24 protein-coding genes are annotated in these 25,593 nt (G+C 69.8%); 9 read left to right on the top strand and 15 right to left on the bottom strand.

Features of this window, described 5'->3' with window-relative positions; all coding sequences use genetic code 11:
- The gene (locus tag ON759_RS09975; protein WP_271680220.1) at positions 1-1,122 is read right to left on the bottom strand and encodes an MlaE family ABC transporter permease; all 1,122 of its coding nucleotides are present in this window, start codon (positions 1,120-1,122) and stop codon (positions 1-3) included.
- Between the two features lie 70 nt (positions 1,123-1,192).
- Between ON759_RS09975 and ON759_RS09970 the strand changes: the two genes are divergently transcribed.
- The gene (locus ON759_RS09970; RefSeq protein ID WP_271680219.1) at positions 1,193-2,440 is read left to right on the top strand and encodes a threonine/serine exporter family protein; all 1,248 of its coding nucleotides are present in this window, start codon (positions 1,193-1,195) and stop codon (positions 2,438-2,440) included.
- A 220-nt stretch (positions 2,441-2,660) separates the two neighbouring features.
- Here the strand turns inward: ON759_RS09970 and ON759_RS09965 are convergent, their stop codons facing one another.
- The 4 genes from ON759_RS09965 to ON759_RS09950 all read right to left on the bottom strand — a co-directional run bounded on the left by ON759_RS09965 (position 2,661) and on the right by ON759_RS09950 (position 5,550).
- Positions 2,661-3,035 carry an H-NS histone family protein gene (locus ON759_RS09965; RefSeq protein WP_271680218.1) on the bottom strand — a complete coding sequence of 125 codons (375 nt, stop codon included), beginning with the start codon at positions 3,033-3,035 and terminating at the stop codon, positions 2,661-2,663.
- Positions 3,036-3,133: 98 nt separating this feature from the next.
- Entirely contained in the window at positions 3,134-4,843 is a 1,710-nt protein-coding gene (locus ON759_RS09960) for a proline--tRNA ligase (protein ID WP_271680217.1), read from the bottom strand.
- Positions 4,844-4,900: 57 nt separating this feature from the next.
- Positions 4,901-5,170 carry a DUF4124 domain-containing protein gene (locus ON759_RS09955; protein WP_271680216.1) on the bottom strand — a complete coding sequence of 90 codons (270 nt, stop codon included), beginning with the start codon at positions 5,168-5,170 and terminating at the stop codon, positions 4,901-4,903.
- On the bottom strand, positions 5,167-5,550 hold the full coding sequence (locus ON759_RS09950; RefSeq protein ID WP_271680215.1) for a DUF4124 domain-containing protein: 384 nt from the start codon (positions 5,548-5,550) through the stop codon (positions 5,167-5,169). Before ON759_RS09950 ends, ON759_RS09955 begins: the two co-directional genes overlap by 4 nt.
- Before the next feature lie 74 nt (positions 5,551-5,624).
- Between ON759_RS09950 and pssA the strand changes: the two genes are divergently transcribed.
- Genes pssA through rimI form a run of 3 tightly spaced genes read left to right on the top strand, consistent with a single transcriptional unit; the run spans position 5,625 to position 7,194 of the window.
- The gene (gene pssA, locus ON759_RS09945; RefSeq protein ID WP_271680214.1) at positions 5,625-6,407 is read left to right on the top strand and encodes a CDP-diacylglycerol--serine O-phosphatidyltransferase; all 783 of its coding nucleotides are present in this window, start codon (positions 5,625-5,627) and stop codon (positions 6,405-6,407) included.
- Positions 6,404-6,691 (top strand): hypothetical protein, encoded by a 288-nt coding sequence (locus tag ON759_RS09940; RefSeq protein WP_271680213.1) that lies wholly within the window; start codon positions 6,404-6,406, stop codon positions 6,689-6,691. The genes pssA and ON759_RS09940 overlap by 4 nt, the downstream gene beginning before the upstream one ends.
- Positions 6,692-6,693: 2 nt before the next feature.
- Positions 6,694-7,194 (top strand): ribosomal protein S18-alanine N-acetyltransferase, encoded by a 501-nt coding sequence (gene rimI / locus ON759_RS09935; protein WP_425608475.1) that lies wholly within the window; start codon positions 6,694-6,696, stop codon positions 7,192-7,194.
- A 14-nt stretch (positions 7,195-7,208) separates the two neighbouring features.
- On the opposite strand, the gene ON759_RS09930 is transcribed toward rimI, so the two are convergent.
- The 3 genes from ON759_RS09930 to ON759_RS09920 all read right to left on the bottom strand — a co-directional run bounded on the left by ON759_RS09930 (position 7,209) and on the right by ON759_RS09920 (position 12,223).
- The gene (locus tag ON759_RS09930) at positions 7,209-10,037 is read right to left on the bottom strand and encodes a valine--tRNA ligase (RefSeq protein WP_271680211.1); all 2,829 of its coding nucleotides are present in this window, start codon (positions 10,035-10,037) and stop codon (positions 7,209-7,211) included.
- A 145-nt stretch (positions 10,038-10,182) separates the two neighbouring features.
- Complete coding sequence (locus tag ON759_RS09925) at positions 10,183-10,605, bottom strand: DNA polymerase III subunit chi (protein ID WP_271680210.1); 423 nt, start codon at positions 10,603-10,605, stop codon at positions 10,183-10,185.
- A 133-nt stretch (positions 10,606-10,738) separates the two neighbouring features.
- The gene (locus tag ON759_RS09920; RefSeq protein WP_271680209.1) at positions 10,739-12,223 is read right to left on the bottom strand and encodes a leucyl aminopeptidase; all 1,485 of its coding nucleotides are present in this window, start codon (positions 12,221-12,223) and stop codon (positions 10,739-10,741) included.
- A 152-nt stretch (positions 12,224-12,375) separates the two neighbouring features.
- On the opposite strand from ON759_RS09920, the gene lptF reads away from it, so the two are divergent.
- Positions 12,376-13,455 carry an LPS export ABC transporter permease LptF gene (gene lptF, locus ON759_RS09915; protein WP_271680208.1) on the top strand — a complete coding sequence of 360 codons (1,080 nt, stop codon included), beginning with the start codon at positions 12,376-12,378 and terminating at the stop codon, positions 13,453-13,455.
- The gene (lptG, locus tag ON759_RS09910) at positions 13,404-14,549 is read left to right on the top strand and encodes an LPS export ABC transporter permease LptG (protein ID WP_425608474.1); all 1,146 of its coding nucleotides are present in this window, start codon (positions 13,404-13,406) and stop codon (positions 14,547-14,549) included. The genes lptF and lptG overlap by 52 nt, the downstream gene beginning before the upstream one ends.
- Positions 14,550-14,564: 15 nt before the next feature.
- Here the strand turns inward: lptG and ON759_RS09905 are convergent, their stop codons facing one another.
- Entirely contained in the window at positions 14,565-15,005 is a 441-nt protein-coding gene (locus ON759_RS09905) for an RDD family protein (protein WP_271680207.1), read from the bottom strand.
- A gap of 31 nt (positions 15,006-15,036) precedes the next feature.
- Between ON759_RS09905 and xerD the strand changes: the two genes are divergently transcribed.
- The 3 genes from xerD to purL all read left to right on the top strand — a co-directional run bounded on the left by xerD (position 15,037) and on the right by purL (position 20,868).
- Positions 15,037-15,984: a site-specific tyrosine recombinase XerD gene (gene xerD, locus ON759_RS09900; protein ID WP_271680206.1), complete on the top strand. Its 948-nt coding sequence runs from the start codon at positions 15,037-15,039 to the stop codon at positions 15,982-15,984.
- Between the two features lie 100 nt (positions 15,985-16,084).
- Positions 16,085-16,915, top strand: a complete 831-nt coding sequence (locus tag ON759_RS09895; RefSeq protein ID WP_271680205.1) for a DsbC family protein — start codon at positions 16,085-16,087, stop codon at positions 16,913-16,915.
- 71 nt (positions 16,916-16,986) lie between these two features.
- The gene (gene purL / locus ON759_RS09890; RefSeq protein ID WP_271680204.1) at positions 16,987-20,868 is read left to right on the top strand and encodes a phosphoribosylformylglycinamidine synthase; all 3,882 of its coding nucleotides are present in this window, start codon (positions 16,987-16,989) and stop codon (positions 20,866-20,868) included.
- 70 nt (positions 20,869-20,938) lie between these two features.
- Here the strand turns inward: purL and ON759_RS09885 are convergent, their stop codons facing one another.
- From ON759_RS09885 to ON759_RS09860, 6 genes are all read right to left on the bottom strand, one after another.
- Entirely contained in the window at positions 20,939-21,859 is a 921-nt protein-coding gene (locus ON759_RS09885; protein ID WP_271680203.1) for a hypothetical protein, read from the bottom strand.
- A 135-nt stretch (positions 21,860-21,994) separates the two neighbouring features.
- Entirely contained in the window at positions 21,995-22,774 is a 780-nt protein-coding gene (locus ON759_RS09880; protein ID WP_271680202.1) for a hypothetical protein, read from the bottom strand.
- A 156-nt stretch (positions 22,775-22,930) separates the two neighbouring features.
- Positions 22,931-23,680 (bottom strand): hypothetical protein, encoded by a 750-nt coding sequence (locus tag ON759_RS09875; protein ID WP_271680201.1) that lies wholly within the window; start codon positions 23,678-23,680, stop codon positions 22,931-22,933.
- Positions 23,681-23,841: 161 nt separating this feature from the next.
- On the bottom strand, positions 23,842-24,558 hold the full coding sequence (locus ON759_RS09870; RefSeq protein WP_271680200.1) for a hypothetical protein: 717 nt from the start codon (positions 24,556-24,558) through the stop codon (positions 23,842-23,844).
- Between the two features lie 154 nt (positions 24,559-24,712).
- Positions 24,713-25,351, bottom strand: coding sequence for a hypothetical protein (locus ON759_RS09865; protein ID WP_271680199.1), 639 nt, complete (start codon positions 25,349-25,351; stop codon positions 24,713-24,715).
- A complete protein-coding gene (locus ON759_RS09860; protein ID WP_271680198.1) occupies positions 25,339-25,473 on the bottom strand; it encodes a hypothetical protein in 135 nt (44 codons plus the stop codon). Before ON759_RS09860 ends, ON759_RS09865 begins: the two co-directional genes overlap by 13 nt.
- Positions 25,474-25,593 lie beyond the last annotated feature (120 nt).

The raw sequence follows: 25,593 nt of genomic DNA, 5'->3' as shown, positions 1-25,593 counted from the left end.
TCAGACGTCCATCTCCATGAACCACAGCGCGGCCATCGCGTCGATCACGATCACCATCGAGATCGCCTGCACCACGCTGGAGGTCGTGCGCTCGCCCAGCGACTGCGCGGTGCCTTCGACCTGCAGGCCTTCCAGGCAGCCGATCAGCGCGATCACCATCGCGAACACCGGTGCCTTGACCATGCCGACCATGAAGTGCCGGAATTCCATCATCTCCTGCATGCGCGCGAGGTAGGCCGGCACCGGGATGTCGAGGGTGAACGCGCCGACCGCCATGCCGCCCAGCAGGCCGGCCATCATCGCGATGAAGGTGAGCAGCGGCAGCATCGCCAGCAGCGCCAGTACCCGCGGGATGACCAGCAGGTCGACCGGGTCCAGGCCGAGCACGCGGATCGCGTCGACCTCCTCGCGGTTGACCATCATGCCGATCTGCGCGGTGAATGCGCTGGCGGTGCGGCCGGCGAGCAGGATCGCGGTCAGCAGCACGCCGAACTCGCGCAGGAAGGCCGCGCTGACCAGCTCGACGACGAAGATCGTGGCGCCGAAATCCTTGAGCACCATCGCGCCGAGGAAGGCGATCACCGCGCCGACCATGAACGACAGCAGCGCGACCAGCGGCGCCGCGTCCAGGCCGACCTGCTCCATGTGGTGGAAGGTCGCGGTCAGGCGGAAGCGGCGCGGCTCCTTGAACAGCCGCAGCAGCTTGACCAGGGTCTCGCCGAGGAAGGCGACCAACGCCACGATCTCGCGCGCGTTGTCGACCACCGCGAAGCCGAGCCGTCCCAGCGCGGCCTTGAAGCCGGTGTCGCGCTTGCGCTTCGGCCGCTGGTCGTGGACGTCCTCGATCGCGGCGATCAGCGCCTTGTGCTCGTCGCGGAAGTGGAAGCGATCGAACGCGAGCGAGCGACGGTCGGCGTAGCGCAGGAGCTGCAGCACCCCCAGCGTGTCCAGGCGCTCGACGTCGCGCGCATCGATGCAGGCGATCCCGTCCGGCAGGTCGCGCAGCGCGTCCCCGACTTCGTTGGCGAAGCGCAGCGTCCAGCGTCCCGCCAGCCGCAGGACCTGCGGGTTGGCGGGGTCGATGGTGGTGGCGGGTGGGTGGTGGTTCGGGGCGTGGCTCATGCGCCCGCCAAGCTTACGCAATGCGGTGCCGCGGGTGTGAATGCCGTGGGACGCATGTCATCCTAGCGGGATGACCGCGCATGCCCGCGACACCGCGTCCTACACCGAGCGCATCGCCTTCGTGGTGGACATGGCGATGCACCTGCATGCCTACGGCACCACCACCCAGCGCCTGGAGGGCGCGATCGTCGCAGTGGCCAAGCAGCTGTCGCTGGAATGCGAGCCCTGGGTCAACCCGACCGGGATGATCCTGGCCTTCAGCGATCCGCTGCGCCCGGCCGGCGAATCCGACACCACCCGCGTGATCCGGCTGGAGGGTGGCGACACCAATCTCTACAAGTTGTGCGAAGCCGACCGCATCGCCGAGGACGTGCTGTCCGGACGCATGCAGGTGGCCGAGGGTCGCGCGGCCTTGCGCGAACTGCGGCGGCCGCCCGGACGCCGCGGCATGGCGATGCAGCTGCTCGGGTTTGCGCTGGCGTCCGCGGCGGTGGCCGGCCTGCTGCGCCTGCCGTGGCTGGACATCGGCACCGCGGGGGCGATCGGCCTGGTGATCGGCGTGCTCGACCTCGCCGCGCAGTCGCGGCCGCGCCTGCACGAGGCCTTCGAGGCCATCTGCGGGCTGGTGGCCGGTGCCATGGCGATCGCGGTCTCGGCGCTGGTCGGCCCGCTGAACCTCAACACCGTGATCATCGCGTCGCTGATCGTGCTGCTGCCCGGCATGGCGCTGACCAATGCAATGAACGAACTGACCAGCCGCCACCTGGTCTCCGGCACCGCGCGTTTCGCCGGCGCGCTGACCACCATCCTCAAGCTGACCATCGGCACCGCGATCGCCTTGGCCGTCGCCGACGGCCTCGGCATCGAACCCGACGTCGAGGCCGCCCGCCCGCAACCGGAATGGGTGGTGTGGACCGCCCTCGTGGTCGGCGCCTATGCGTTCGCGGTGCTGTTCCGCGCGCATCGCCGGGATTACCCGCTGGTCATGGCGGCCGCGGCCGCGGGCTACCTGATCTCGCGCTACGGCGGCGAGTGGGTCGGCCCGCAGGCCGGCCTGTTCCTGTCCGCGCTGGCGACCACCGCCGCCGGCAATGCCTATGCGCGCTGGCGCAATCGCCCGGGCGCGCTGGTGCGCCTGCCGGGGCTGATCATGCTGGTGCCCGGCAGCGTGGCCCTGCGCGGGGTGATCACCCTGGTGCAGGCGCAGGACCTCGGCGCCGGGCAGGATGCCGCACTGGCCGCGCTCAACACGCTGATGGCGCTGCTCGCCGGCCTGCTGTTCGGCAACCTGCTGGTGTCGGCGCGCCGCAACCTCTGAGTGCGGGCGGTACGAACGAAAACGCCGGCGATCGCCGGCGTTCCCTCGGGTGCAGCGCAGGCGCTTGGGAACCGCTGATCCATCCAGAGGTTCCCGCCAGCCATGGATAGCGGGCCACGAAGCACTCATGCGCGTGATTGCTTCGTGTGGGCCGAGTCCGGGCCTTGACCGGACTCGGCGTGGGCTGGCAACGCCTGGAAGGCGTTGTCGAGACCTTCGCTTACTTGATCAGGAACTCGTCGAGCTTGCGGCCCTTCGCGGTTTCCGCGGCCAGCCAGCGCGGCTGCTTGCCGCGGCCGGTCCAGGTCTCCTTGGCATTGGCCGGGTTGCGGTACTTCGGGGCGACCTTGCCGAGGCTGCGGCCCTTGGTGGTCTTGCGCGGCTGCTTCTCCGCGGCCGGGGTGGCCGCCTTCGGCGCGCCCGCGCGGCCATACAGCTCGTCGAAGGTCCAGCCGGTGCTCTTCAGGAACTTGGCCACCGCCGCCTTCACCTGGTTGGCGGGCTTGCGCTTGGCCAGGACTTTCTTGCGCAGGTTGGCCTTGCTGATCAATTCGGACAGTTCCTTGGTGCTGAGGCTTTCGAGGTTGATGCTCATCGGCGCGGTTCCTTGGATGTGGTCGTGATATCCCCGGGCGGGATAATCGCGATATTAACCATGGGAATATCCCCGGGCAAATCCGGGGATATTCGCGGTCAACCCCGGAGTTTCGCCAGCAGCGCGGCGCGGTCGAGGTTTTCCGCGGCCTCCGCGGTGCGCGCGCGATATTCGAAGGTGCCCGCTTCCAGTCCCCGGCCCGACACCACCACGCGATGCGGGATGCCGATCAGTTCGATGTCCGCGAACATCGCGCCGGGGCGCAGGCCGCGGTCGTCGAGCACGCTGTCGATGCCGGCCGCGTTCAACTCGGCGTGCAGGGATTCCGCGGCCGCCGCCACCGCCGGGTCGTCCTTGGGGTTGATCACGCACACCGCGACGCGCCACGGCGCCATCGCCTCCGGCCACACGATGCCGTTGGCATCGTGGTTCTGCTCGATCGCGGCGGCGACGATGCGCGACACGCCGATGCCGTAGCAGCCCATGGCCGGGTTGACCGCCTTGCCGGTGGCGTCGAGCACCGTGCACTTCATCGCCTCGGAATACTTGCGGCCCAGCGCGAACACGTGGCCGACCTCGATGCCGCGGGCTAGGCCCAGCACGCCCTGGCCATCCGGCGACGCATCGCCGGCGACCACGTTGCGGATGTCGGCGACCTCGGGCTCGGGCAGGTCGCGGCCCCAGTTCACGCCCGCGATGTGGAAGCCGGGCTTGTTGGCGCCGACCACGAAGTCGGCCAGTGCGGCCACGCTGCGGTCGGCGATGACGCGAATCGCGGTCTTCGCGTTGAGCGGGCCGAGGAAGCCCGGCTCGCTGCCCAGGTGGGCGGCGATCTCGGCCTCGGTCGCCAGCCGGTACTCGGCAAGCCCCGGCAGCTTGGCCAGCTTGATCTCGTTGACCATGTGGTCGCCGCGCACCAGCGCCAGCACGAACTGGTCGCGGCCTTCGGCATCGGTCCCGATGAGCGCCACCGACTTCGCGGTGCGCTGCAGCGGGATGCCCATCAGCGCGGCCACGTCCTCGCAGGTCTTCTGCGTGGGGGTGGCGACGTCGCGCAGCGCCTCGGACGCCGCAGGGCGCTCGCCCGGCGCGACCGCCTCGGCCAGCTCGACGTTCGCCGCGTAGTCGGAGGTTTCCGAAAACGCCAGCGCGTCCTCGCCGGAATCCGCCAGCACGTGGAACTCGTGCGAGGCGCTGCCGCCGATCGCGCCGGTGTCGGCGGCCACCGCGCGGAACTTCAACCCGAGCCGGGTGAAGATGCGGGCGTAGGTGTCGTACATGTTCCGGTACTCGGCGGCGAGCGAGGCGTCGTCGGCGTGGAACGAGTACGCATCCTTCATGATGAATTCGCGCGCCCGCATCACCCCGAAGCGCGGGCGGATCTCGTCGCGGAACTTGGTGGTGACCTGGTAGAAGTTGACCGGCAGTTGCTTGTAGCTGGCGACTTCCTGGCGGAAGAAGTCGGTCACCGCTTCCTCGGCGGTCGGGGTGAAGCAGTAGTCCTGCTCCTTGCGGTCGCGGATCTTCAGCAGCTGCGGGCCGAACTTGGCCCAGCGCCCGGTCTCCTCCCACAGCTCCTTCGGCTGGATCGAGGGCATCGCCATCTCGATCGCGCCGGCGGTGTTCATTTCCTCGCGGACGATGCCCTCGACCTTGCGCAGCACGCGCAGGCCCAGCGGCGACCAGGTGTACAGGCCGGCGGCCAGCTTGCGGATCATGCCGGCCTTGAGCATCAGCTTGTGGCTGGCGATCTCGGCCTCGGCGGGGGTTTCCTTCTCGGTCCGGAGGTGGAACTGCGACAGGCGCATGGCGTGGGGATTCGCGTCGGGAAACCCGCATTTTGCCACGCGCGGCCGCGCCGGCCCTCAGTCGCGGTCGCCGCGGACCTCGATGCCGTCCTCGGGGGTGCGGCTGATGCGTTCGTAGCGATGCCCCTTCGGCGGCTGCTCGGTCACCTGCAGCACGCCGTTGACATCGCGCCAGCGGTACAGCGAACTCACCTGCTCGGCGCGGCGGGCCTCGGCTTCGGCGGCGACGGCGCGTTCCCGCTCGCGGCGCGGCATCTCGTGGCTGAACCACCACCAGGCCGCCACGCCCAGCACGATGGCCAGCACCAGCAGCCCGAGCTGCCTCATCGGGTCGCCGGGCAGTACGCCTTGACCGCGGCGTGGTTGAGCTCGACTTGCGAGGCGCGCTCGTCCGCGGTGAGGTTGCGGTCGGCCTTGCCGTCGCCGTCGGTATCGATCCCGACCGCCTGGCCGCCCTGCAGGCGTTGCAGGTTGGCGCGCGCATCCAGGCACTGGCGGCTCTCCTCGACCTTGGCCTTCGGTGCCTCCGCCGGCGTGCCGCGGTCGTCGATGTCGCGGGACTTGTGGGTCTGCGGCGGGGGGGTATCCGTGTAGTGGGTCACGCCGTTGGCGTCCTTCCATTGGTAGACGCGCTGCTGCTCCGCCAGCGCCGTGGCCGATGCGAGCGACAGGACGAGGACGGCGACGAGCGGACGAGCGATGTCCATGGCGGACTCCGGGGGGCACGTGGGCCGATTGCAGCACCGCGCCGGCAGCGCCGCAACCCCTTACACTCGGCGGGATGGACGCCCACGACGACACGCCGACGCCGCGCCCGCGCGGACGCGGCATCTACCTGCTGCCCAACCTGTTCACCACCGGCGGCCTGTTCGGCGGCTTCTTCGCGATCATCGCCGCCTCGCAGGGGCGCTTCGAGGCCGCGTGCATCGCGATCTTCGTGGCCGGCGTGCTGGACGGGATCGATGGCCGCGTCGCCCGCCTCACCAATACCCAGAGCGAGTTCGGCGTGCAGTACGACTCGCTGGCCGACCTCGTCAGCTTCGGCATGGCGCCGGCGCTGGTGATGTACCACTGGGCGCTGCTGTCGATGAAGCTGGATGGCGCCACCGCGGGCAAGCTCGGCTGGTTGGCGGCGTTCCTGTATGCGGCCTGCGCGGCGCTGCGGCTGGCCCGCTTCAACAGCCAGGTGGGGCAGGTCGACAAGCGCTGGTTCATCGGCCTGGCCAGCCCGGCCGCGGCTGGCTTGATGGCCAGCTTCGTCTGGACCTGCCACGAATTCGGCTGGAGCGGGCAGGAACTGCGCTACCCCGCGCTCGCGCTGACCGTGGTCGCCGGCCTGTTGATGGTGAGCCGCATCCGCTACCACAGCTTCAAGGGCAGCGGCACCGGCCCGAAGGCCGACCGCGTGCCCTTCGTCGCCCTGCTGGTCGCCGTCGTGGTGCTGATCGCGTTGTGGATCGAACCGCCGGTGACCCTGTTGGTGGCCGCTGCGCTGTACGCGTTGTCCGGGCCCCTGCTCGGACTGCGCCGTCGCGCGCCGTCGCCGCCCGCCGCCACGCCGTGAGCTGGGATCCGTTCCAGCGCGAGGTGCTCGTCGAGTTGGGGCTGGTGGCCTACCAGCCGGTGACGCAGCGTGCACCGGCGATGCCGCCGGCGGTGGCCATTGCGGCAGGCGGGAGCGACGCCACGATGCTGGCGCGCGTCGCGCGGGCAGCCGGGCTCGCGCCCGAGGCCTTGCAGGCCAGCGCACCGGCGATCGCCGCCGCCTGCGCGGGACTCGCCGGCGACGCGGCGGCCAAGCGCGCACTCTGGCCGCGGTTGAGGCGCCTGCGCCGGGAGCGCGGATGAGCGTGGCCGCGCCCGAGGCATTGCGCGACGCCAGCCTGCGGCCGATGCGCGAGGCCGACCTCGACGCGGTGATGCGGATCGAGGAGCAGGCCTACCCGTTCCCGTGGACGCGCGGGATCATGCGCGACTGCCTGCACGCCGGCTACGCGATGTGGGTGCAGGAGCGCGCGGGGGAGATCGTCGGCTACGGCGTGCTGAGCATCGCCGTCGGCGAGGCCCACGTCCTGAACCTGTGCACCGCGCCCGGCCACGAAGGCGAAGGCCTGGGCCGGCGCATGCTGCAGGCGCTGCTGCGCGTGGCGCGCGGCGGCGGCGCGCAGCGGGTGTTCCTGGAGGTGCGGCCCTCGAACCCGCGGGCGATCGCGCTGTACGAACGCAGCGGCTTCAACGAGATCGGCCGGCGGCCGCGTTACTACCCCGCTGCCGACCACGGCCGCGAGGATGCGATCGTGATGGCGATGGAGCTGCTGGGCGACGACATCGCGAAGATGCCGCCGCTGTAAGCCGGAATCCCGGGTTACCCGAGCCGCGCGCGCTGTTCGGCGAGTGCCGCCAGTTTGCCGGTCCAGTCCGCCAGGCGCAGGCGTTCCTGCTCGACCACCGCGGCCGGGACGCCGGCGCCGAACTTGGCCAGCTTGGCCTCGCTCTTGTCCTTCTCGGCGGCGACCTTGGCCAGTTCCTTGTCCAGGCGCACGCGCTCGGCATCGAGGTCGACCAGGCCTTCCAGCGGCACGAACAGCTGCAATTCGCCGACCACCGCGGGCGCCGCGGCCGGCGGCTCGCCCGCCAGCGTTTCGATCCGTTCCAGCTTGCACAGGAAGCGCAGTGGCGCGTCCAGCCGGCCCATTCGCGCGCATTCGCTTTCGCCGCCGCCGCGCACCAGCAAGGCAATCTGCTTCGCCGGCGACACGCCCAGCTCGCTGCGGATGCGGCGCACCGCGGACACCATCGCCTTCAGCCATTCGATGTCGGCCTCGGCCTGCGCGAACGCGCCGGCATCCACCTCGCCCGGCTGCGGGTAGGGCTGCAGCATCACGCTGCCCGACTTGCCGAGCCTCGGCGCGACCGCCTGCCACAGTTCCTCGGTGACGAACGGGATCAGCGGATGCAGCATCCGCAGCAGCGCGTCCAGCACGTAGGCCAGGGTGTGGCGGGTGCTGTCAGCGGCCGCGGTGTCCTCGCCTTGCAGCGCCGGCTTGGCCAGCTCCAGGAACCAGTCGCAGACCTGGTTCCAGGTGAACTCGTACAGGCATTGCGCGAGCAGGTCGAAGCGGTAGCTGGCGAAATGCGCGGCGGCCTCGGCGCTGGCGCGGTCGAGCTGGGCGAGGATCCACTGCTCGGCGTCGGTCTTCGGCTGCGGCGCGCCGGTGAAGGTCGCATCGCCCAGGTTCATCAGCGCGAAGCGTGTCGCGTTCCACAGCTTGTTGCAGAAGTTCTTGTAGCCCTCGGCGCGGGCCAGGTCGAACTTGATGTCGCGGCCGGGACCGGCCAGCGCGGCCATGGTGAAACGCAGCGCGTCCGCGCCGTGCGGGTTGATGCCGTCGGGGAATTCCTTGCGCGTGGCCTTCTCGATCTTCTCGGCCATCTTCGGCTGCATCAGGCCGGTGGTGCGCTTGGCGACCAGTGCGTCGATGCCGATGCCGTCGATGATGTCCAGCGGGTCGAGGATGTTGCCCTTCGACTTCGACATCTTCTGGCCGTCCTTGTCGCGGACCAGGCCGGTGATGTAGACGTCGCGGAACGGCACGCGGCCGACCAGGCGGTCGGTCATCATGATCATCCGCGCCACCCAGAAGAAGATGATGTCGAAGCCGGTGACCAGCACGCTGGTGGGCAGCGCGACGTCGAAACCGAGCGCGCCCATGGTGTCTTCGTCCGGCCAGCCTTGCGTGCTGAACGGGAACATCGCCGAGGAGAACCAGGTCTCCAGCACGTCCGGGTCCTGGCGCAGCGCGATGTCGCCCAGGCCGTGCGCGGCGCGCACCTCCGCCTCGCTGCGACCCACGTAGGCGTTGCCGGCGTCGTCGAACCACGCGGGGATGCGGTGGCCCCACCAGAGCTGGCGGCTGATCGTCCAGTCCTGGATGTTCTCCAGCCAGTGGCGATAGGTGTTGATCCAGTTCGGCGGGACGAACTTCACGTCACCGGACTCGACCAGTTCAAGGCCGCGCCTGGCGAGTTCGTCCATCTTCACGAACCACTGGTCGGTCAGGAACGGCTCGATGACCTGGCCGCTGCGGTCGCCGCGCGGCACCTGCAGCTTGTGCGGCTTCGCCTCGACCAGCAGGCCCGCGGCCTCGAGGTCGGCCACGATCGCCTTGCGCGCGTCGAAGCGGTCGAGGCCGCGGTACGCGTCCGCGATGTCGTCGCGCGACGAAATGACCTTCGCCTCGTCGGTGAAGATGTTGATCATCGGCAGGCCGTGGCGCTGGCCCACCGCGTAGTCGTTGAAGTCGTGCGCGGGGGTGACCTTGACCACGCCGGTGCCGAAGTCGCGGTCCACGTAGTCGTCGGTGATCACCGGGATGCGGCGGCCGGTCAGCGGCAACTCCACGAACTTGCCGTGGATCGCGGTGTAGCGCGGATCTTCCGGATGCACCATCGCGGCGGTGTCGCCGAGCATGGTTTCCGGGCGGGTGGTGGCGACGATCAGGTAGTCGCGCGTCTCGCGCAGGATCTCGTTGCCGTCGCCGTCGACCTCGACGTGTTCGTAGGTCGCGCCGTCGGCCAGCGGGTAGCGGATCGACCACATGTGGCCGTTTTCTTCCTCGCTGGCGACCTCGAGGTCGGAGATCGCAGTCTTCAGCACCGGGTCCCAGTTGACCAGGCGCTGGCCGCGGTAGACCAGGCCCTGTTCGTGCAGGCGCACGAAGGCCTCGGTGACCGCGGTGGAGGCCATCGGGTCCATGGTGAACACGCTGCGCGACCAGTCGCCGCTGGTGCCGAGCCGGCGCATCTGCCGCTCGATGGTGCCGCCGGACTGTTCCTTCCACGCCCAGACCTTCTCGATGAAGGCGTCGCGGCCCAGCGAGTCGCGGGTCTCGCCCTTGCCCTCGAGCATCAGGTTGCGGCCGACCACCATCTCGGTGGCGATGCCGGCGTGGTCGGTGCCCATCTGCCACAGCGTGCGGTAACCGCGCATGCGGTGGTAGCGGATCAGCGCGTCCTGCAGGGTGTGCTGGAACGCGTGGCCCATGTGCAGCGTGCCGGTGACGTTCGGCGGCGGCAGCAGGATGGTGTAGGCCGGGCCGTCGCCCGCGGGCGCGAACGCGCCGCTGCTTTCCCACTGCTGGTACAGGCGGGATTCGAAGGATTTCGGGTCGTAGCCAGGGGCGAGGGTGGTCATGGGTTCCGTCTTTCCTGTTTGCTTTTTCCTCTCCCCTCGTGGGAGAGGATGCCCCCAAGGGGCAGGAGAGGGGCGCAGTCACGACCCCTCTCCCGGTGCTGCGCGCCACCCTCTCCCGCAAGGGGAGAGGGAACATCAACAGCGATTACATGTCGTGCTTGTTCACCTCGAAGCCGAGCGCCTGGTAATGCTTCCAGCGGGCGCGCAAGGGCGCGCGCGCGGCCGGGTCGGCGGGCACCACCTCCAGCACGCGCTCGAAGCGGCCGGCCGGCGGGTCGTCGCGCAGGTTGAGCAGCAACGGGCGCGCCGGCACGTCCATGTCCGGGGTGGCGATGAGGATCGGGGCCTCGTCGTCGTCCTCGTCCATGCCGGCGATCTGGTGCGGCAGGTACTCGTCGGGGTCGAACGACCACAGCAGGTCGTCCAGCGCCTCGGCCTGCGCGCTGTCGCGCGCCAGCACCAGCAGCGGCTGGCTGGCCGCATAGGCCTTGCGCGCGAGCTCGCACACGAGCAGCAACGGCTGCGCGCGGAAGCGCTCCTTGTCGATCAGGTAGAAGTCGGCGCGCATCCTGCGGTCCTCACTCGTGCTGGCGTTGTTGCATCGCCCATCGCCAATCCTCATTGACCATGCGTCAACTCCGGTTGGCGACAGGCGCGGCGTCGCGCCAGCCCATCGTGATGCCTCGCAGGAACCCGTCGCATCACGCCGCCACGCGGTCCAGCAGCCACTGGCTGAGCAGGCCGACCGGCCGGCCTGTGGCCATGCCGAGCTTGCCGTCGCCATTGGCCACGCCGGCGATGTCCATGTGCGCCCAGCGCTGGCCCTCGGTGAAGCGCGACAGGAAGCAGCCCGCGGTGATCGCGCCGGCCCAGCGCCCGCCGATGTTGTAGACGTCGGCGAAGGCCGACTCCAGCTGGCCCTGGTATTCGTCCCACAGCGGCAGCTGCCAGCCGCGGTCGAAGGTGGTCTCGCCGGCGGCGAGCAACTCGCGCGCGAGGTCGTCGCTGTCCTTGGTCATCACCCCGCTGGCGAACTTGCCCAGCGCGACCACGCAGGCGCCGGTCAGGGTGGCGACGTCGATGAGCGCAGCGGGTTCGAAGCGCTGCGCGTAGGTCAGCGCGTCGCACAGGATCAGGCGGCCCTCGGCGTCGGTGTTGCCGACCTCGATGGTCTTGCCGGACATGCTGGTGATCACGTCGGACGGGCGATAGGCATTGCCGTCGATGGCGTTCTCCACCGCCGCGGCGATGGCGACCAGGTTCACCGGCAGCTGCATCCCGACCGCGGCCACGAAGGTGCCGAGCACGGTGCCGGCGCCGCACATGTCGTACTTCATTTCCTCGATGCCGCCCTGCGTCTTCAGGTTGACGCCGCCGGTATCGAAGGTGATGCCCTTGCCGACCAGCACGTAGGGCTTGGCGTCGCCGCCGTTGGAATACGTCAGCACCACCAGCCGCGGGCGGTTGGCAGAGCCGCGCGCGACCGCGAGCAGCGAGCCCATGCCGAGCGCTTCCATCGCGGCGTCGTCCAACACCTCGCATTCGACCTTGTCCTGGCCGGCGGCGAAGTCCTGCGCCTGCTGCGCGAGGTAGGCGGGGTTGCAGATGTTCGGCGGCAGGTTGCCCAGCTCGCGGGTGAACTGCACGCCGCGGGCGATGGCGACGCCGCGCGCCAGCGCGACCGCATCGTCGCCGGCGATCTCCAGCCGGGCCAGGCCCTTGTCGTCGCGCTTCTTGTTCTTGGCGCCGAGGGTGGCGGTGTAGCGGTAGCAGGCGTGGTCGGCGGCGATCGCGGCGCTGCGGATGTTCCACGCGGCGTCGCGGCCCTTCACCGGCACTTCGGAGAGGGTCAGCAGGGCGGACTGCACCGCGCCGCTCTTGAGCGCGCGCGCGGCATCGCCGACCGCCTTGAGGTATTGCGGCACGCCGAACTTGCCGGCATCGCCCAGGCCGACGACCAGCACGCGCGGGGCGGCGACGCCGGGCAGGTCGTGCAGCAGCGCGGTCTTGCCGGTCTTGCCGGAGACGTCGCCGCGGGCGACGAGGGCTTGCAGCTTGCCGCCGCTGGCGGCATCGATCGCGGTGGCGGCCGGCGTCAGGCTGCCATCGGCATGCGCGCCGACGACGATGCAATCGACCGCGGCGGCGGCGGGGGCGGACTGGTTCAGGCTGAATTCGAGGCTCATCGACCACTGTTCCGGGGGAAAGGGAAGGCGTCCGCGCGGCGGGGCACGGGCCGGGAGGCGGCGTCGCTTACAATGCGCGGCCGCGTCCAGGCGCGGCCCATGCGCGATCGAACCCCCGGATTCTAAAGCAAGTTCCCACGCACGCAGGCCCGATGCCGAAGCTGGACCGCTACCTCAGCAGTGAATTCACCCGGTCCGTGTTCGCGGCCCTGGTGGTGCTGGGCATGGTCAGCCTGGGCGGCCTGTTCGCCGACCTGCTGGGGGAAATGGCGCGCGGCAAGGTGCCGCCGCCGCTATTGCTGTCGCAACTCGGGTTGCGCCTGGTCCGCTACCTGCCGCTGATCCTGCCCTTGGCGTTGTTGCTCGGCTTCATGCTGGCGCTGGGGCGGCTGTACCGCGACTCCGAGATGTTCGTGCTGGCGGCCGCCGGGATCGGGCCGCGGCGCCTGCTCAAGCCGGTGTTGCTGGTCGCCTTGCCGGTGGTCGCGGTGATCGCGCTGAGTTCGCTGTGGCTGGGCCCGTGGGCCGACCGGGTGGCGCGGGCGATGGTCGCCGAGGCCAACAAGAACCTGCTGGTCGCCGGCCTCGAGCCGGGCCGGTTCACGGTCATGGCCAACGGTGGCGTCGCCTACGCCGACGCAATGTCCGCCGACGGCACCCACCTCGACCGCGTGTTCGTCTACCGCGAGCGCGGCGAGCGCATGGACGTGGCCACCGCCCGCGCGGGCCAGCTGTACCGCGACGAGGGCGCCCGCGTGCTGGCGCTGGAGGATGGGTTCCGGGTGGAAGGGCCGCTCAGCGGCGAGGCCCTGGACTACCGCCTCATGCGCTACAAGCGCAACGAAATGGGCCTGCCCGCTGCGGACGACGAGCGTCCCGGCAATTCTCCGGCATTCAAGTCGACGCTCGCCCTGCTTGGCGATCCGTCACGCGGAGCGGCGGCCGAACTCCACTGGCGGATCGCGCCGCCGCTGCTGGCCTTCGCCTTCGTGTTGCTGGCGGTGCCGCTGTCGCGGAGCTCGCCACGGCAGGCGCGCTACGGCGCGATGCTGCTCGCCTTCCTCGCCTACCTGGTCGGCGTGTTCCTGATGCTGCTCGGGACCCAGTGGCTGGCTGACGGCACGCTGCCGATGCTCGCGGGCCTGTGGTGGCTGGTGTTGCCGATGCTCGCGCTGGGCGGCTGGCTGTACGCGCGCGATGGGCGCGTCGCCAGGCGCTGGTGGTCGCGATGATCGGCGCGCTGAAACTGCACGACAGCTACATCGCGCGGACGGTGGTGCTCACCGTGCTCGCGACCTGGGGCGTGCTGCTCGGCTTGGACGTGGTGATGGCCTTCGCCGGCGAATTCGGCGAGATCGGCAAGGGCAGCTACACCATCAACCATGCGATCGCGGCCACCGCGCTGACCATCCCGTGGCGCGGCTACAACCTGTTCCCGACCGCGGCGGTGATCGGTTCGCTGCTGGGGCTGGGGCAGCTGGCGGCGACCTCCGAGCTCACCGCGTTGCGCGCGCTTGGGCTCTCGCGCCGGCGGCTGAGCGTGTCGGTGGCGATCCCGCTCGCCTTGATGACCCTGCTGATGGTCGCCAACGGCGAGGCGCTCGCGCCCTGGGGCGAGGAACGCAGCCAGGCCTTGCGCAGCACCCGCAACCAGGACCTGGTGGTGGCCCAGTACAGCGGCCTGTGGGCGCGCGAGGGCGGGATGTTCCTCAACGCCCGCGCGGGTGAGCAGAAGGCCGGCAACGGCGACCAATGGCTCGAGCTGCAGGGCGTGCGGCTGTTCCAGTTCGATGCCGACGGGCGCCTGCAATCGATCGCCAACGTGCGGGTCGCGGAGCATCGCAAGGGCAAGTGGCTGCTGCGCGACGTCGAGCGCACGACCTTCGCCGCGAAGTCGGTGCAGCGCACGCGCGTCGCGGAAGAACGCTGGGACTCGCAGCTGGACGAAACCGCGCTGGCCGCCAGCGTCACCAAGCCGCGCAACATGGGCAGCGGCGAACTGCGGCGCAGCATCGACTACCGCCAGCGCAACGGCCTGCAATCCTCGGATTTCGAGGAGATCTACTGGGGCCGCTGGTTCTACCCGATCAACGTGCTCGCCCTGTGCCTGGCGGCGATCCCGTTCGCCTTCGGCACCCTGCGCAGCGGCGGTTACGGCAAGCGCCTGTTCCTCGGCATCGTGTTCGCGCTGGGGTTCTGGGTGTTGCAGCAGGTGTTCACCCGGCTCGCCGGCATCTACCACTTCGACTTCCGCATCGCCTACGCGATGCCACCGGCGATCATGCTCGGGGTGTCGCTGTGGCTGTTCAAGCGGCGCTCGGGCTGACCGCCGAGGCCGGCATCAGGCATTGGCCGGCTTGTCGATCCGCTGCATCCGGGTGCCGCTGGTGCGGTCGTGCCAGGCCAGGCGGTCGCGATCGATCCACGCCCACCAGAACCCGAGTCCGCCCGCCAGCAGGCCGATGGCGCCGACCAGGTAGCGCAGCCACAGCGCGCGCCAGCCGGGCGCGCCGCCCGCGGCGTCGGTGACGCGCAGCCGCCAGGCGCGCATGCCGATGGTCTGCCCGCCGCGGCGCCAGCTCAGCGTCGCGTACACCCCGGCCACCGCCCACAACACCGCGAACTCGAGCAGGCCGAGTGCGCCGCCGCGCACGGCATCGCCATGCGCCGCGGTGAAGCCGGCGGCGACCACGAACCACAGTGCGAGCACGGGGAGGAGGTCGTAGGCCAGGGCCAGCAGGCGCCAGCCGACGAGTGCGCGTGGTGGGTTCGATCCGGGCATCGCGCAAGGATACAGGCGCTACCCTAGGCGCATGGGCACGCCCGCAGATCGCCGCAAGCTCGCGCAGTCGCTGCCGCCCCTGGCGGACGCGGATGCCGCCGCGATCGAGCGCTTCATCGACGCGATCTGGGCCGAGAACGGCTTGGCCGGCGCCTCGCTGGCCGCCTATCGGCGGGACCTCGAAGGCCTGGCGCGGTTCCGCCCCGGGCTGGTCGGGCTGGATCGGGGTGCGTTGTTCGATTACCTGGCGATGCGCACGCGCGCGGGCTATTCGCCGCGCAGCAATGCGCGCCTGCTGTCCAGTCTGCGCGCCTTCTACGCGCACGCGCTCCGGCGCGGGCAGCGCAGCGACGACCCGACCGCGCTGCTGCAGCCGCCGCGGCTGCCGCGCGCGTTGCCGAAGGCGTTGTCCGAAGCGCAGGTCGAGGCCTTGCTGCATGCGCCGGACGCCGCGACGCCGCATGGGCTGCGCGACCGCGCCATGCTGGAGCTGATGTACGGCTGCGGCCTGCGGGTCAGCGAACTGGTGCAGCTGCCGGCGACCGCGGCCAACCTGCGGCAGGGCGTGCTGCGGGTCGCCGGCAAGGGCAGCAAGGAGCGCCTGGTCCCACTGGGCGAGGAATCGCAGCATTGGCTGCAGCGCTACCTGCGCGACGCGCGCCCCGCGTTGTTGGCGCCGCTGCGCGATCCGGCCGGTGCGCAGGCGTTGTTCGTCGAGCCGGGTGGCAATCCGCTGACCCGGCAGGCGTTCTGGGCCTTGGTCAAGCGTTGCGCCGCCTCGGCCGGCCTGGATCCCGCGCGGATCAGCCCGCATGGCCTGCGCCACAGCTTCGCCACCCACCTGCTGAACCATGGCGCCGACCTGCGCGCACTGCAGATGCTGCTGGGGCACAGCTCGCTGTCGACGACCCAGATCTACACCCTGGTCGCCCGCGAGCACCTCAAGCAGTTGCATGCGCGGCACCACCCGCGCGGCTGACCGCTGCTCGCGCGGGCGAACCGACCATCGCCCCGTGCGAGAATGGGCGGAACCCTGGACGCCGCGGCGGGTCTGCGCGTCCATCGACCCAGGAGCTTCCATGCGATTCACCCTCTTCGCTGCGCTGTGCAGCTTCAGCCTGGCTGCATGCGCGCAGTCGGCCTCTCCCACGTCTGCGGACGGCAGCAAGATCGCCGTATCCAGCGCGGCCAAGGCGCCGGTCCCGGCGGAGCCCGTCTATGCGGCCGGAAGCCCGGAGGCGCGCGTGCGCGAGGTCCTGCGCGGACTCGATCCGCGCATCCAGGTCGACCATGTCGGACCCGCGCCGCTGCCGGGCTTCCGCGAGGTCATCGCGGGCGGGCAGGTGGTGTACGTGAGCGATGACGGCAAGTACCTGCTGCAGGGCAGCCTGCTGGACGTGGCCAAGCGCAAGGACCTGAGCGAGGCGGCGATGGGCCGCCTGCGCGGCGAGGTGCTCAAGGGCATCCCGATGGCGGACCGCATCGTCTATTCGCCGGCGGGCACGCCCAAGCATCGGGTGGTGGTCCTGACCGACATCGAGTGCGGCTACTGCCGCAAGTTCCACACCGAGATCGGCGAGCACCTCAAGCGCGGCATCCAGGTGGAATACCTTGCGTTCCCGCGCGCCGGCCTGGGCAGCGCGGACTACCGCAAGATGGTGTCGGTCTGGTGCGCGGACGATCGCCGCAAGGCGCTAACCGACGCCAAGAGCGATCGCGCGGTGCCCAGCAAGACCTGCAAGACGCCGGTCGACATGCAGTACCGTGCCGGCCAGCGCATGGGCCTGACCGGCACCCCGATGATCCTGACCGAGGATGGCCGGATGCTGGGGGGCTACCTGCCGCCCGACGCGCTTGAACAGCGCCTGCGGGCACTCGATCAGGACAACGCGGCCGCCAGCGGCGGCTGAGGGTCGCGCGGGGCCGGCCCGGGTGCCGGCCTCGGCTACAATGTCCGGCCCGACTCCACGTGCTGCCGGACATGATCGTCCTCGAGGGCGCGCCCGCCCTGTCGCCGTTCCGCCGCGACCGCCTGCAAGCCCGCCTCCAGGCGATCGTCCCCGGCCTGCGGGTGCTCGGCACCTGGCATGGGTACTGGATCCAGCCGGACGAGGGCGCAACGCCCGATCCGGCCGCGCTGCGCCGCATCCTGCAGGCGCAAGCCGAGCCCGCCGACGCCGCGCCTGAGGCGACCAGCCGCTTCGTGGTGCCGCGCCTGGGCACGCTCTCGCCATGGGCGAGCAAGGCCACCGAGCTGCTGCGCGGTGCCGGGCTGCCGGTGCACCGGGTGGAGCGCGGCATGCGCATCGACCTCGGCGGCTGGCCCGACGATGCCGGTCGCCAGGCCGCGCTGGCCAAGCTGTTGCACGACCCGATGACGCAGTCGCTGCTGGCCAGCCGCGAGGCCGGTGCCGCGCTGTTCGGCGCGCAGCCTGCCGGCGCGCTCGAAGCGATTCCGCTGGAGACCCTGCAGGCCGCCAACGCGCGCCTGGGCCTGGCGCTGGCCGACGATGAAGTGGAGTACCTGCGCACGCGCTACGGCGAGCTGGGCCGCGACCCGCACGACGTCGAGCTGATGATGTTCGCGCAGGCCAACTCCGAGCACTGCCGGCACAAGATCTTCAACGCCTCGTGGACGATCGACGGTCGCGACCAGTCGACCTCGCTGTTCAAGATGATCAAGCACACCCACGCGGTCACGCCGGGCCACGTGCTGTCGGCCTACAGCGACAACGCGGCGGTGGTGGTCGGCTATCCGGCCGCGCGGTTCCGGCCGGACCCGGCGGATGCCCGCTACCGCAGCGAGCCGGTGGTCGACAGCGCGTTCTGCATCAAGGTCGAGACCCACAACCACCCGACCGCGATCGCGCCGTTCCCGGGTGCGTCCACCGGCGCCGGCGGCGAGATCCGCGACGAAGGCGCGACCGGTCGCGGCGGCCGGCCCAAGGCGGGCCTGTGCGGCTTCTCGGTCAGCCACCTGCGCATCCCCGGCCTGGAACGCCCGTGGGAAGCCGCGCGCGCGCTCAACCCGCGGATGGCGCCGGCGCTGGACATCATGCTGGACGGCCCGATCGGCGCCGCCGCCTTCAACAACGAGTTCGGGCGTCCGAACCTCAACGGCTACTTCCGCAGCTTCGAGCTCGCCGATGCCGACGGCCTGGTCCGCGCCTACGACAAGCCGATCATGCTGGCCGGCGGCCTGGGCGCGATCGATCCGCCGCTGGTCGCCAAGAAGCTCCTCGGCGCCGGCGATGCGGTGATCGTGCTGGGCGGGCCGGCGATGCTCATCGGGCTGGGCGGCGGCGCCGCCAGTTCGGTCGCCTCGGGCGAGTCCGCCGAGGACCTCGACTTCGCCTCGGTGCAGCGCGACAACCCGGAGATGGAGCGGCGCGCGCAGGAAGTCATCGACCGCTGCGCCGCGCTGGGCGCCGACAACCCGATCCTGTCGATCCACGACGTCGGCGCGGGCGGCCTGTCCAATGCGATCCCGGAGCTGCTGCACGATTCCGGCGTTGGTGGGGTGATCGACCTCGGCCGGGTGCCGAAGGACGATCCCTCGCTGTCGCCGATGCAGCTGTGGTGCAACGAATCGCAGGAACGCTACGTGCTCGGGATCCCGCCCTCGCGCGTGGACGAGTTCGCCGCGCTGTGCGCGCGCGAGCGCTGCCCGTTCGCGGTGGTCGGCACCGCCACCGCCGAGGAACGCCTGGTCGTGGGCTACGCGGGCGAGCCGCCGGCGATCGACCTGCCGATGGACGTGCTGTTCGGCAAGGCGCCGAAGATGCACCGCGATACCGCGCACCCCGCGCCGCCACGCTGGCCGGAGATCGACACCGGCGCGCTGGACCTGCGCGAGGCTGGCCTGCGCGTGCTCGCGCATCCGACCGTGGCCGCGAAATCGTTCCTCGTCACCATCGGCGACCGCACGGTCGGCGGCCTGACCGTGCGCGACCAGATGGTCGGCCCGTGGCAGCTGCCAGTGGCCGATTGCGCGATCACCCTGGCCGGCTTCGAAGGCCAGGCCGGCGAGGCGATGGCGATCGGCGAGCGCACCCCGCTGGCCCTGCTGGATGCCGCCGCCGCGGCGCGGATGGCGGTCGGCGAGGCGATCACCAACCTGATCGCGGCGCCGGTCGAGGGCCTGGAGCGGATCAAGCTGTCCGCCAACTGGATGGCCGCCGCCGGCCACCCGGGCGAGGATGCGCGCCTGTTCGACGCGGTGCGCGCGGTCGGCCTGGAGCTGTGCCCGGCGCTGGAGCTGGCGATCCCGGTCGGCAAGGATTCCTTGTCGATGCAGGCGCAATGGCAGGCCGGCGGCGTCGCCCACAAGAGCGTCTCGCCGGTGTCGCTGGTGGTCTCGGCGTTCGCGCCGGTCGCCGACGTGACCCGCCAGTCGACCCCGCTGCTGCAGCGCGACGGCGCCACCGAGCTGTGGCTGATCGGGCTGGGCGCGGGCAAGCAGCGCCTGGGCGGGTCGGTGCTCTCGCAGTGCCATCCCGATGCCGGTGGCGACGGCCTGCCGGCGTTCGGCGGGGACGTCCCCGACCTCGACGACCCGCACCGCCTGCGCGCGCTGTTCGAGCTGGTCCGCGACGCGCGCGAGGACGGCCTCCTGCTGGCCTACCACGACCGTTCCGACGGCGGCGCGTTCGCCGCGCTGTGCGAGATGGCGTTCGCCTCGCGGCTGGGCCTGGACATCCGCCTCGACGGCTGGGGCGACGGCCGCAACGACGACGTGTTCCGCACCCTGTTCAACGAGGAGCTCGGCGCGATCGTGCAGGTCGCGGTGGACGAACGCGCCGCGTTCGCCGACCTCGTCGCCCGCCATGGCCTGATCGAATGCGCGCAGCGCATCGCGGTGCCGACCACCGCGCCGGTGGTGCGGGTCAGCGACGCCAGCGAAACCCTGGCGGAATGGCGCTGGGAGGACTTGTTCGACGCGTGGTGGTCGGTGACCCACGCCATGCAGCGCCTGCGCGACAACCCGGAATGCGCGGATGCCGAACGCGAGGCGGCGCGCCGCTTCGATGCGCCCGGCCTGCAGCCGGTGCTGACCTTCGACCCGGCGGAGGACATCGCTATGCCGTTCGTGTCCACCGGCGCCCGCCCGAAGGTGGCGATCCTGCGCGAGCAGGGCGTCAACAGCCAGGTCGAGACCGCCTACGGCTTCGATCGCGCCGGCTTCGACGCCTACGACGTGCACATGAGCGACCTGGTCGCCGGCCGGGTGGACCTGGCCGATTTCCACGGCTTCGTCGCCTGCGGCGGCTTCAGCTACGGCGACGTGCTCGGCGCCGGCCGCGGCTGGGCGACCTCGATCCTCGAACGCCCCGCCTTGCGCGACATGTTCGCGACCTTCTTCGCGCGCAGCGGCACGTTCTCGCTGGGCGTGTGCAACGGCTGCCAGATGATGGCGCAATTGCGCGGGATCATCCCCGGCGCCGAGCACTGGCCGACCTTCCAGCGCAACGCCAGCGAGCAGTACGAAGCGCGCCTGGCCTTGCTTGAGGTGGGCGAGTCGCCCTCGCTGTTCCTGCGCGGGATGGGCGGGTCGCGGATCCCGGTGGCGGTGGCGCACGGCGAAGGCCGCGCGGTGTTCGACGCCGGCATCGACCGCAGCGCGGTGGACGTGGCGGCGCGCTACGTCGAGGGCGGGCGGGTCGCCTTGCAGTACCCGGCCAACCCGAATGGTTCGCCGGACGGCATCGCCGGCGTCACCAGCCGCGACGGCCGCGCGACGATCCTGATGCCGCATCCCGAGCGCACCCTGCGCACCGCCAACTTCAGCTGGGCCCCGGTCGACTGGCCGGAGCCGTCGCCGTGGCTGCGCATGTTCCGCAACGCGAGGGCGTGGCTCGGCTGACGGCGCCCCGCGGTTCCTGAAACAACAAGGCCGGCTTGCGCCGGCCTTGTCGCGTTGTCGCTGGTGGAACTCAGTCGAGGATCGGTGCCGGCAATGCCCAGCCAATCACGTTCGGCAGGTAGACATTGTTGAAGTTGTCGCGCGGCGGGTTGCCGCCCGAGCCAGCGAGGTAATAGTCCAGCGGGATGGTGGAGTAGACCACCCGGCCCTCGCCGTAGGGATAGCTGACCGTCGCCCCTTCCATCTCCTGCGGCGGCAGCGCGGGGCCGCCAGCGCAGGGCGGGTCCTCGTGGTACTTGTTGACCCAGCGGTGGATCCACATGTCCAGGGTGGCACCGGTGTAGCCCTTCTCGCAGACATTGCGGCACCAGTTCAGCTTGGTCCCGGTATAGCCGTAGGCCTCGCAGCCCTCGAAGCCACCTTCGCCCTCCCCGTCCAGCAGCCCGGGGCGGGCGGCCAGAACGCTACCGCCCGCGGGCAGGCTGGCTTGGTACACGAAGCCATGGGTAGAGGAGTTGCCGCCGTCCAGGCTGTTGTTGTCGAGCACACCCCCCGGCCCGGTGAGGATCGCCGAACCCGCCGGGAAATCGATATCCGCATCGCCAGCGAAGGAGCGCGCGGTCTGGATGCCGCCGCCGCCGGGCAGGATGCTGCCGGCATCGGTCACCGTGCGATCGTGGACGAACAGGACCATTCCGCCGTTCACCGCCGCCGTGATCGCCGCGAGGTGGTCGGTGTAGGCCGTGCCGAAGCCGCCGTTGTCGCAATTGGTGACCGACAAGCCGTCGAGGGTGGCCAAGGCTTCGCTGTCCGGCACGGGAACGTACACCGGGGTGTGCCCGGCTGCGGAAATCGCCGCGGCGTGGGCGGCCTGGTCGTTACCGCACATGTCCATGTAGCCGATGGTGCCGGCCTGACCCAGGCCGGGCAGGAGCAGCGTGATGCCGCCGAGCAGCGTCGCCAGGACGCCGGAGTTGGTGCGCGCGTTCATTGGAGCCCTCGTTTGCTATCCCGGCCGTCAGTGGCGGGTTCTGCGTAATGTAACGCCATCCACGTCGCCCGGCGGCCGCCGCATGCGGCAAGGCCGGCTTGCGCCGGCCTTGTGCATGACGATGCGAAGCAGGGATCAGTCGATCGGCGGCGGTTCCTCGTTGCCCTCGCGGGCGCAGTAGGGCAGGTCGCGGTAGCGGTTGATCCAGCGGTGGATCCACATGTCGAGCGTGGCGCCGGTGTAACCCTTCTCGCAGATGTTCTGGCACCAGGTCAGCTTGGTCCCGGTGTAACCCTCGCTGGCGCAGGTGGTGCTACCGGGATTTCCCGGGATGGAGGCGCCAAGGGTGATGTTGTCGAAGGCGATCTGGTTGACCGTGCCGCCAAAGTCCACCGAGCGTGCGGTGCCGGCGAAGCTGGCCCCGATCGGCACGAACGGACTGAACGTGCCGGTGGGATCCGGCGCGCCGTTATTGGGGGTTGTCGGCAGGTTGATGGTGGCCAGGACGTTGCCGGTGGCGTTGGGGCCGTCATAAACGACCACGGTGCCCGGGTTGGAGATGGCCGAGTAATAGAACGAAAACCCGGTGGCGAAGCCCGCCGGCACGTTCATCACTGCTGTGCCGCTGGTGAAGAACAGCACGGTGTCTGGGCTGGGCTCGCCGCCGAAATTACCGCTCCCGCCGGCATCCGAATCGATCAGTGCCAGCGAGTTCGGCGAGAACGAGATGCCGTAATTGGTGCCCGGGCCGCTGCCGTTGCCGCCGGTACCGCCGTTGTAGAACTGGCTGACTGGTTCGAAGTCGCCCAGACCTTCGAAGGTCAAGGTGACGGTGGATTGGGCGAACGCCGGCATGGCGCCGGCGGCGAGCAGCACGCCCAGCGCTGCCTTGCTGCAGAAACTTGCAAACTTCATGATATCCCCCTGTGCCGCGGGATGCGGCTGTCGGGATTGTAGAACGGAGGCGGGACCGTTGCCGGGACGCGTCCGGGGCGATCCTGAATGACTTTTCCATTTGCCCGACACGACAAGGCCGGCTTTCGCCGGCCTTGGGATCGAGGGCAGGGCGGATCAGGTTTCCTGCGGCGGCGGTTCCTCGTTGCCTTCCTGGGCGCAGTACGGCAGGTCGCGGTAACGGTTGATCCAGCGGTGGATCCACATGTCGAGGGTGGCGCCGGTGTAACCCTTCTCGCAGATGTTCTGGCACCAGGTCAGCTTGGTCCCGGTGTAACCCTCGCTGGCGCAGGTCTGGTCGTTGATACCGCTGATGGTGAGGCTCCAGCCGTTGGCGATGGCACCGGAATCGCCCGCGAGGTCATCATTGACGTAAAGCGACCAGGTGCCGTTGGGGGACACGCCATTCAGCGTCGTCAGGTCGGTGCTGTAGGGTGCGGCGGGGGCTGGGCCCGGCAGCGACTGGTTGGGGTTCGATGCGGCCGGCAGATACGTGCCGGATGGGATCGGGCTCCCGCTGACCGCACCGCTGGCGCTGGCGCTGTACGTGATCGTGGCGTTGATGTAGTCGGAACCGCCTCCGACGTCGTTGTTGAGGATGATCTTCTGGCCGGTAGGCGCGACGAGGAGGATCTCGACGTCGTTGGAGAACGTGTGCGAGTAGTTGTTCAGTGTCACCGTGACGTTGGTCGTGGTGCCGGTGACGCCGCTGACATTGATCGTCGACGGATACGGGGTGCCCAGGCCGACGTCCGGGATCGAAATCGAGATGGTGTTGCTGAACGTGAGATCGGCAGCGTTCGAGGCGAAACTGGCCGTGGCGAGCGCAACTGTGGCCAACGCCAACGTAATCGGGCGCATCTTCATTCTTGAATCCCCCATCACCGCGGGATGCGGTTGTCGGTGAGTGTAAACGCGGGTCACGGGGTGGGCCGGCCGCTCGTCGCCGGGCACGATGCGGTCGTCTTGCCTCCAACGAAACAAGGCCGGCTTGCGCCGGCCTTGTGCTTGCAGCAGCGGAAGGTCGATCAGCCCTCCTGTGGCGGCGGCTCCTCGTTGCCTTCCCGCGCGCAGTAAGGCAGGTCGCGGTAGCGGTTCACCCAACGGTGGATCCACATGTCCAGGGTGGCGCCGGTGTAACCCTTCTCGCAGATGTTCTGGCACCAGGTCAGCTTGGTCCCGGTGTAACCCTCGCTGGCGCAGGTGGTGGCAGGTCCGGTGGCATAGTAGATGGTGCCGTTGAAGATGCGAGGGTCGAAAGTCCCCCCTGTGAATGCCGGGCGCCCCTTCCCGAACCACGTATTCAGGGTTAGATCCCCATTGGAATAGGTCGTGCGTCCGTTCGTATAACGGACGCCACTGGAAGGGCCGGTATCAATGTAGATTCCGTAGGTCTGCCCGGCGATCAACGAAAGTCCGCCAATTGCAATATGGGTCGGGATGTTTTCGCCTTGCGACACGACAGTCGCCGTACCCATCACGTTCCAGCCGTCGGCACTATTCTGGAAGCCGTTGGCGGTTCCCAGTCGCCAATAGATGGTGACTTGAGCGGTTGTTCCCGCATACACGTTGGCATCGAAACTTTCGATAGTCATGTTGGTATTCGGCACCACGTCGAACATGACGCCGCCTTGCCCATTGTCCGCTGCGTAAGTCGTCGTCAGCGATTGCGCCAGTGCAGGCATCGTGCCGGCGAGCAGCAGCAGGGCCAGCGCGGCGGACCTCCATATGCGAACGAATTTCATGCATATCCCCCTGGGTCGCCGCAGGATGCGGCTGTTCGGCATGGTAAACGAGATGGAATGCCCGGGCCGGCCATTGGGCGCTGCGGTTGCGTCTGGGCCATACGCGACAAGGCCGGCTTGCGCCGGCCTTGTGCTTGCAGCAGCGGAAGGTCGATCAGCCCTCCTGCGGCGGCGGCTCCTCGTTGCCTTCCCGCGCGCAGTAAGGCAGGTCGCGGTAGCGGTTCACCCAACGGTGGATCCACATGTCCAAGGTGGCGCCGGTGTAGCCCTTCTCGCAGATGTTCTGGCACCAGGTCAGCTTGGCACCGGTGTAGCCCTCGCTGGCGCAGGTGACCGCCGGGGTGATCCCGAGGTGGTAGTACACCGTGCCGTTGAACTGGCGCGGGTAGAAGAAGGAACCGGACAGCAAGGGATTGCCGGCGCCTTCATTCTGGTGTCCGTAGAACGAGCGAAGCGCAAGCTGGCCATTGGAGGTGGTCGGCGGCGGGTCACTGGAGTTGGTGTAACGGATGCTGCCCTGGCCGAAGGTGTTGCTCACCCGGATGTAGATGCCGTAGGTCTGGCCGGAGGCCATGCCGAGCCCCCCGATCGGAACAGATGTCGCAGTGTCGGGGCCTTGGGCGACGACGGTGGCTGAACCCAGGAGCGTCCAGCCGGTCGCATTGTTCTGGTTCCCTTGCACCGTTCCGGCGCGCCAGTAGACGTCGACGGGGACTTGGGTGCCGGTACCCGCGCCGAGGTTGACGTCGAAGCTGTCGACCGTGATGTCGACGCTGGGCGTCAGGTCGAACAAGATCCCATCTTGGCTGTTGCCGCCGCATACGTCGTGGTCAGCGATTGCGCCATCGCCGGCAATGCGGCAATCGACAACAGTGCGGTCAATGCGACCGCCTTGCACATGCGCAAGAATTTCATGTCCCCTCCATTGGTTGGTCGTCCCCTGCCCGTCGGGCGCGTGCATTACAGCATGTGCCGCGGGCCGCTGCTCGCCCCGCCCGGTCGCATGCCGGTCCCGCGGGTCGCCGGGATATGCGC

The organism is Thermomonas mangrovi (assembly GCF_028201335.1).
Taxonomy (GTDB): domain Bacteria; phylum Pseudomonadota; class Gammaproteobacteria; order Xanthomonadales; family Xanthomonadaceae; genus Thermomonas; species Thermomonas mangrovi.
This window is presented reverse-complemented; position numbering and strand designations above follow the sequence as displayed.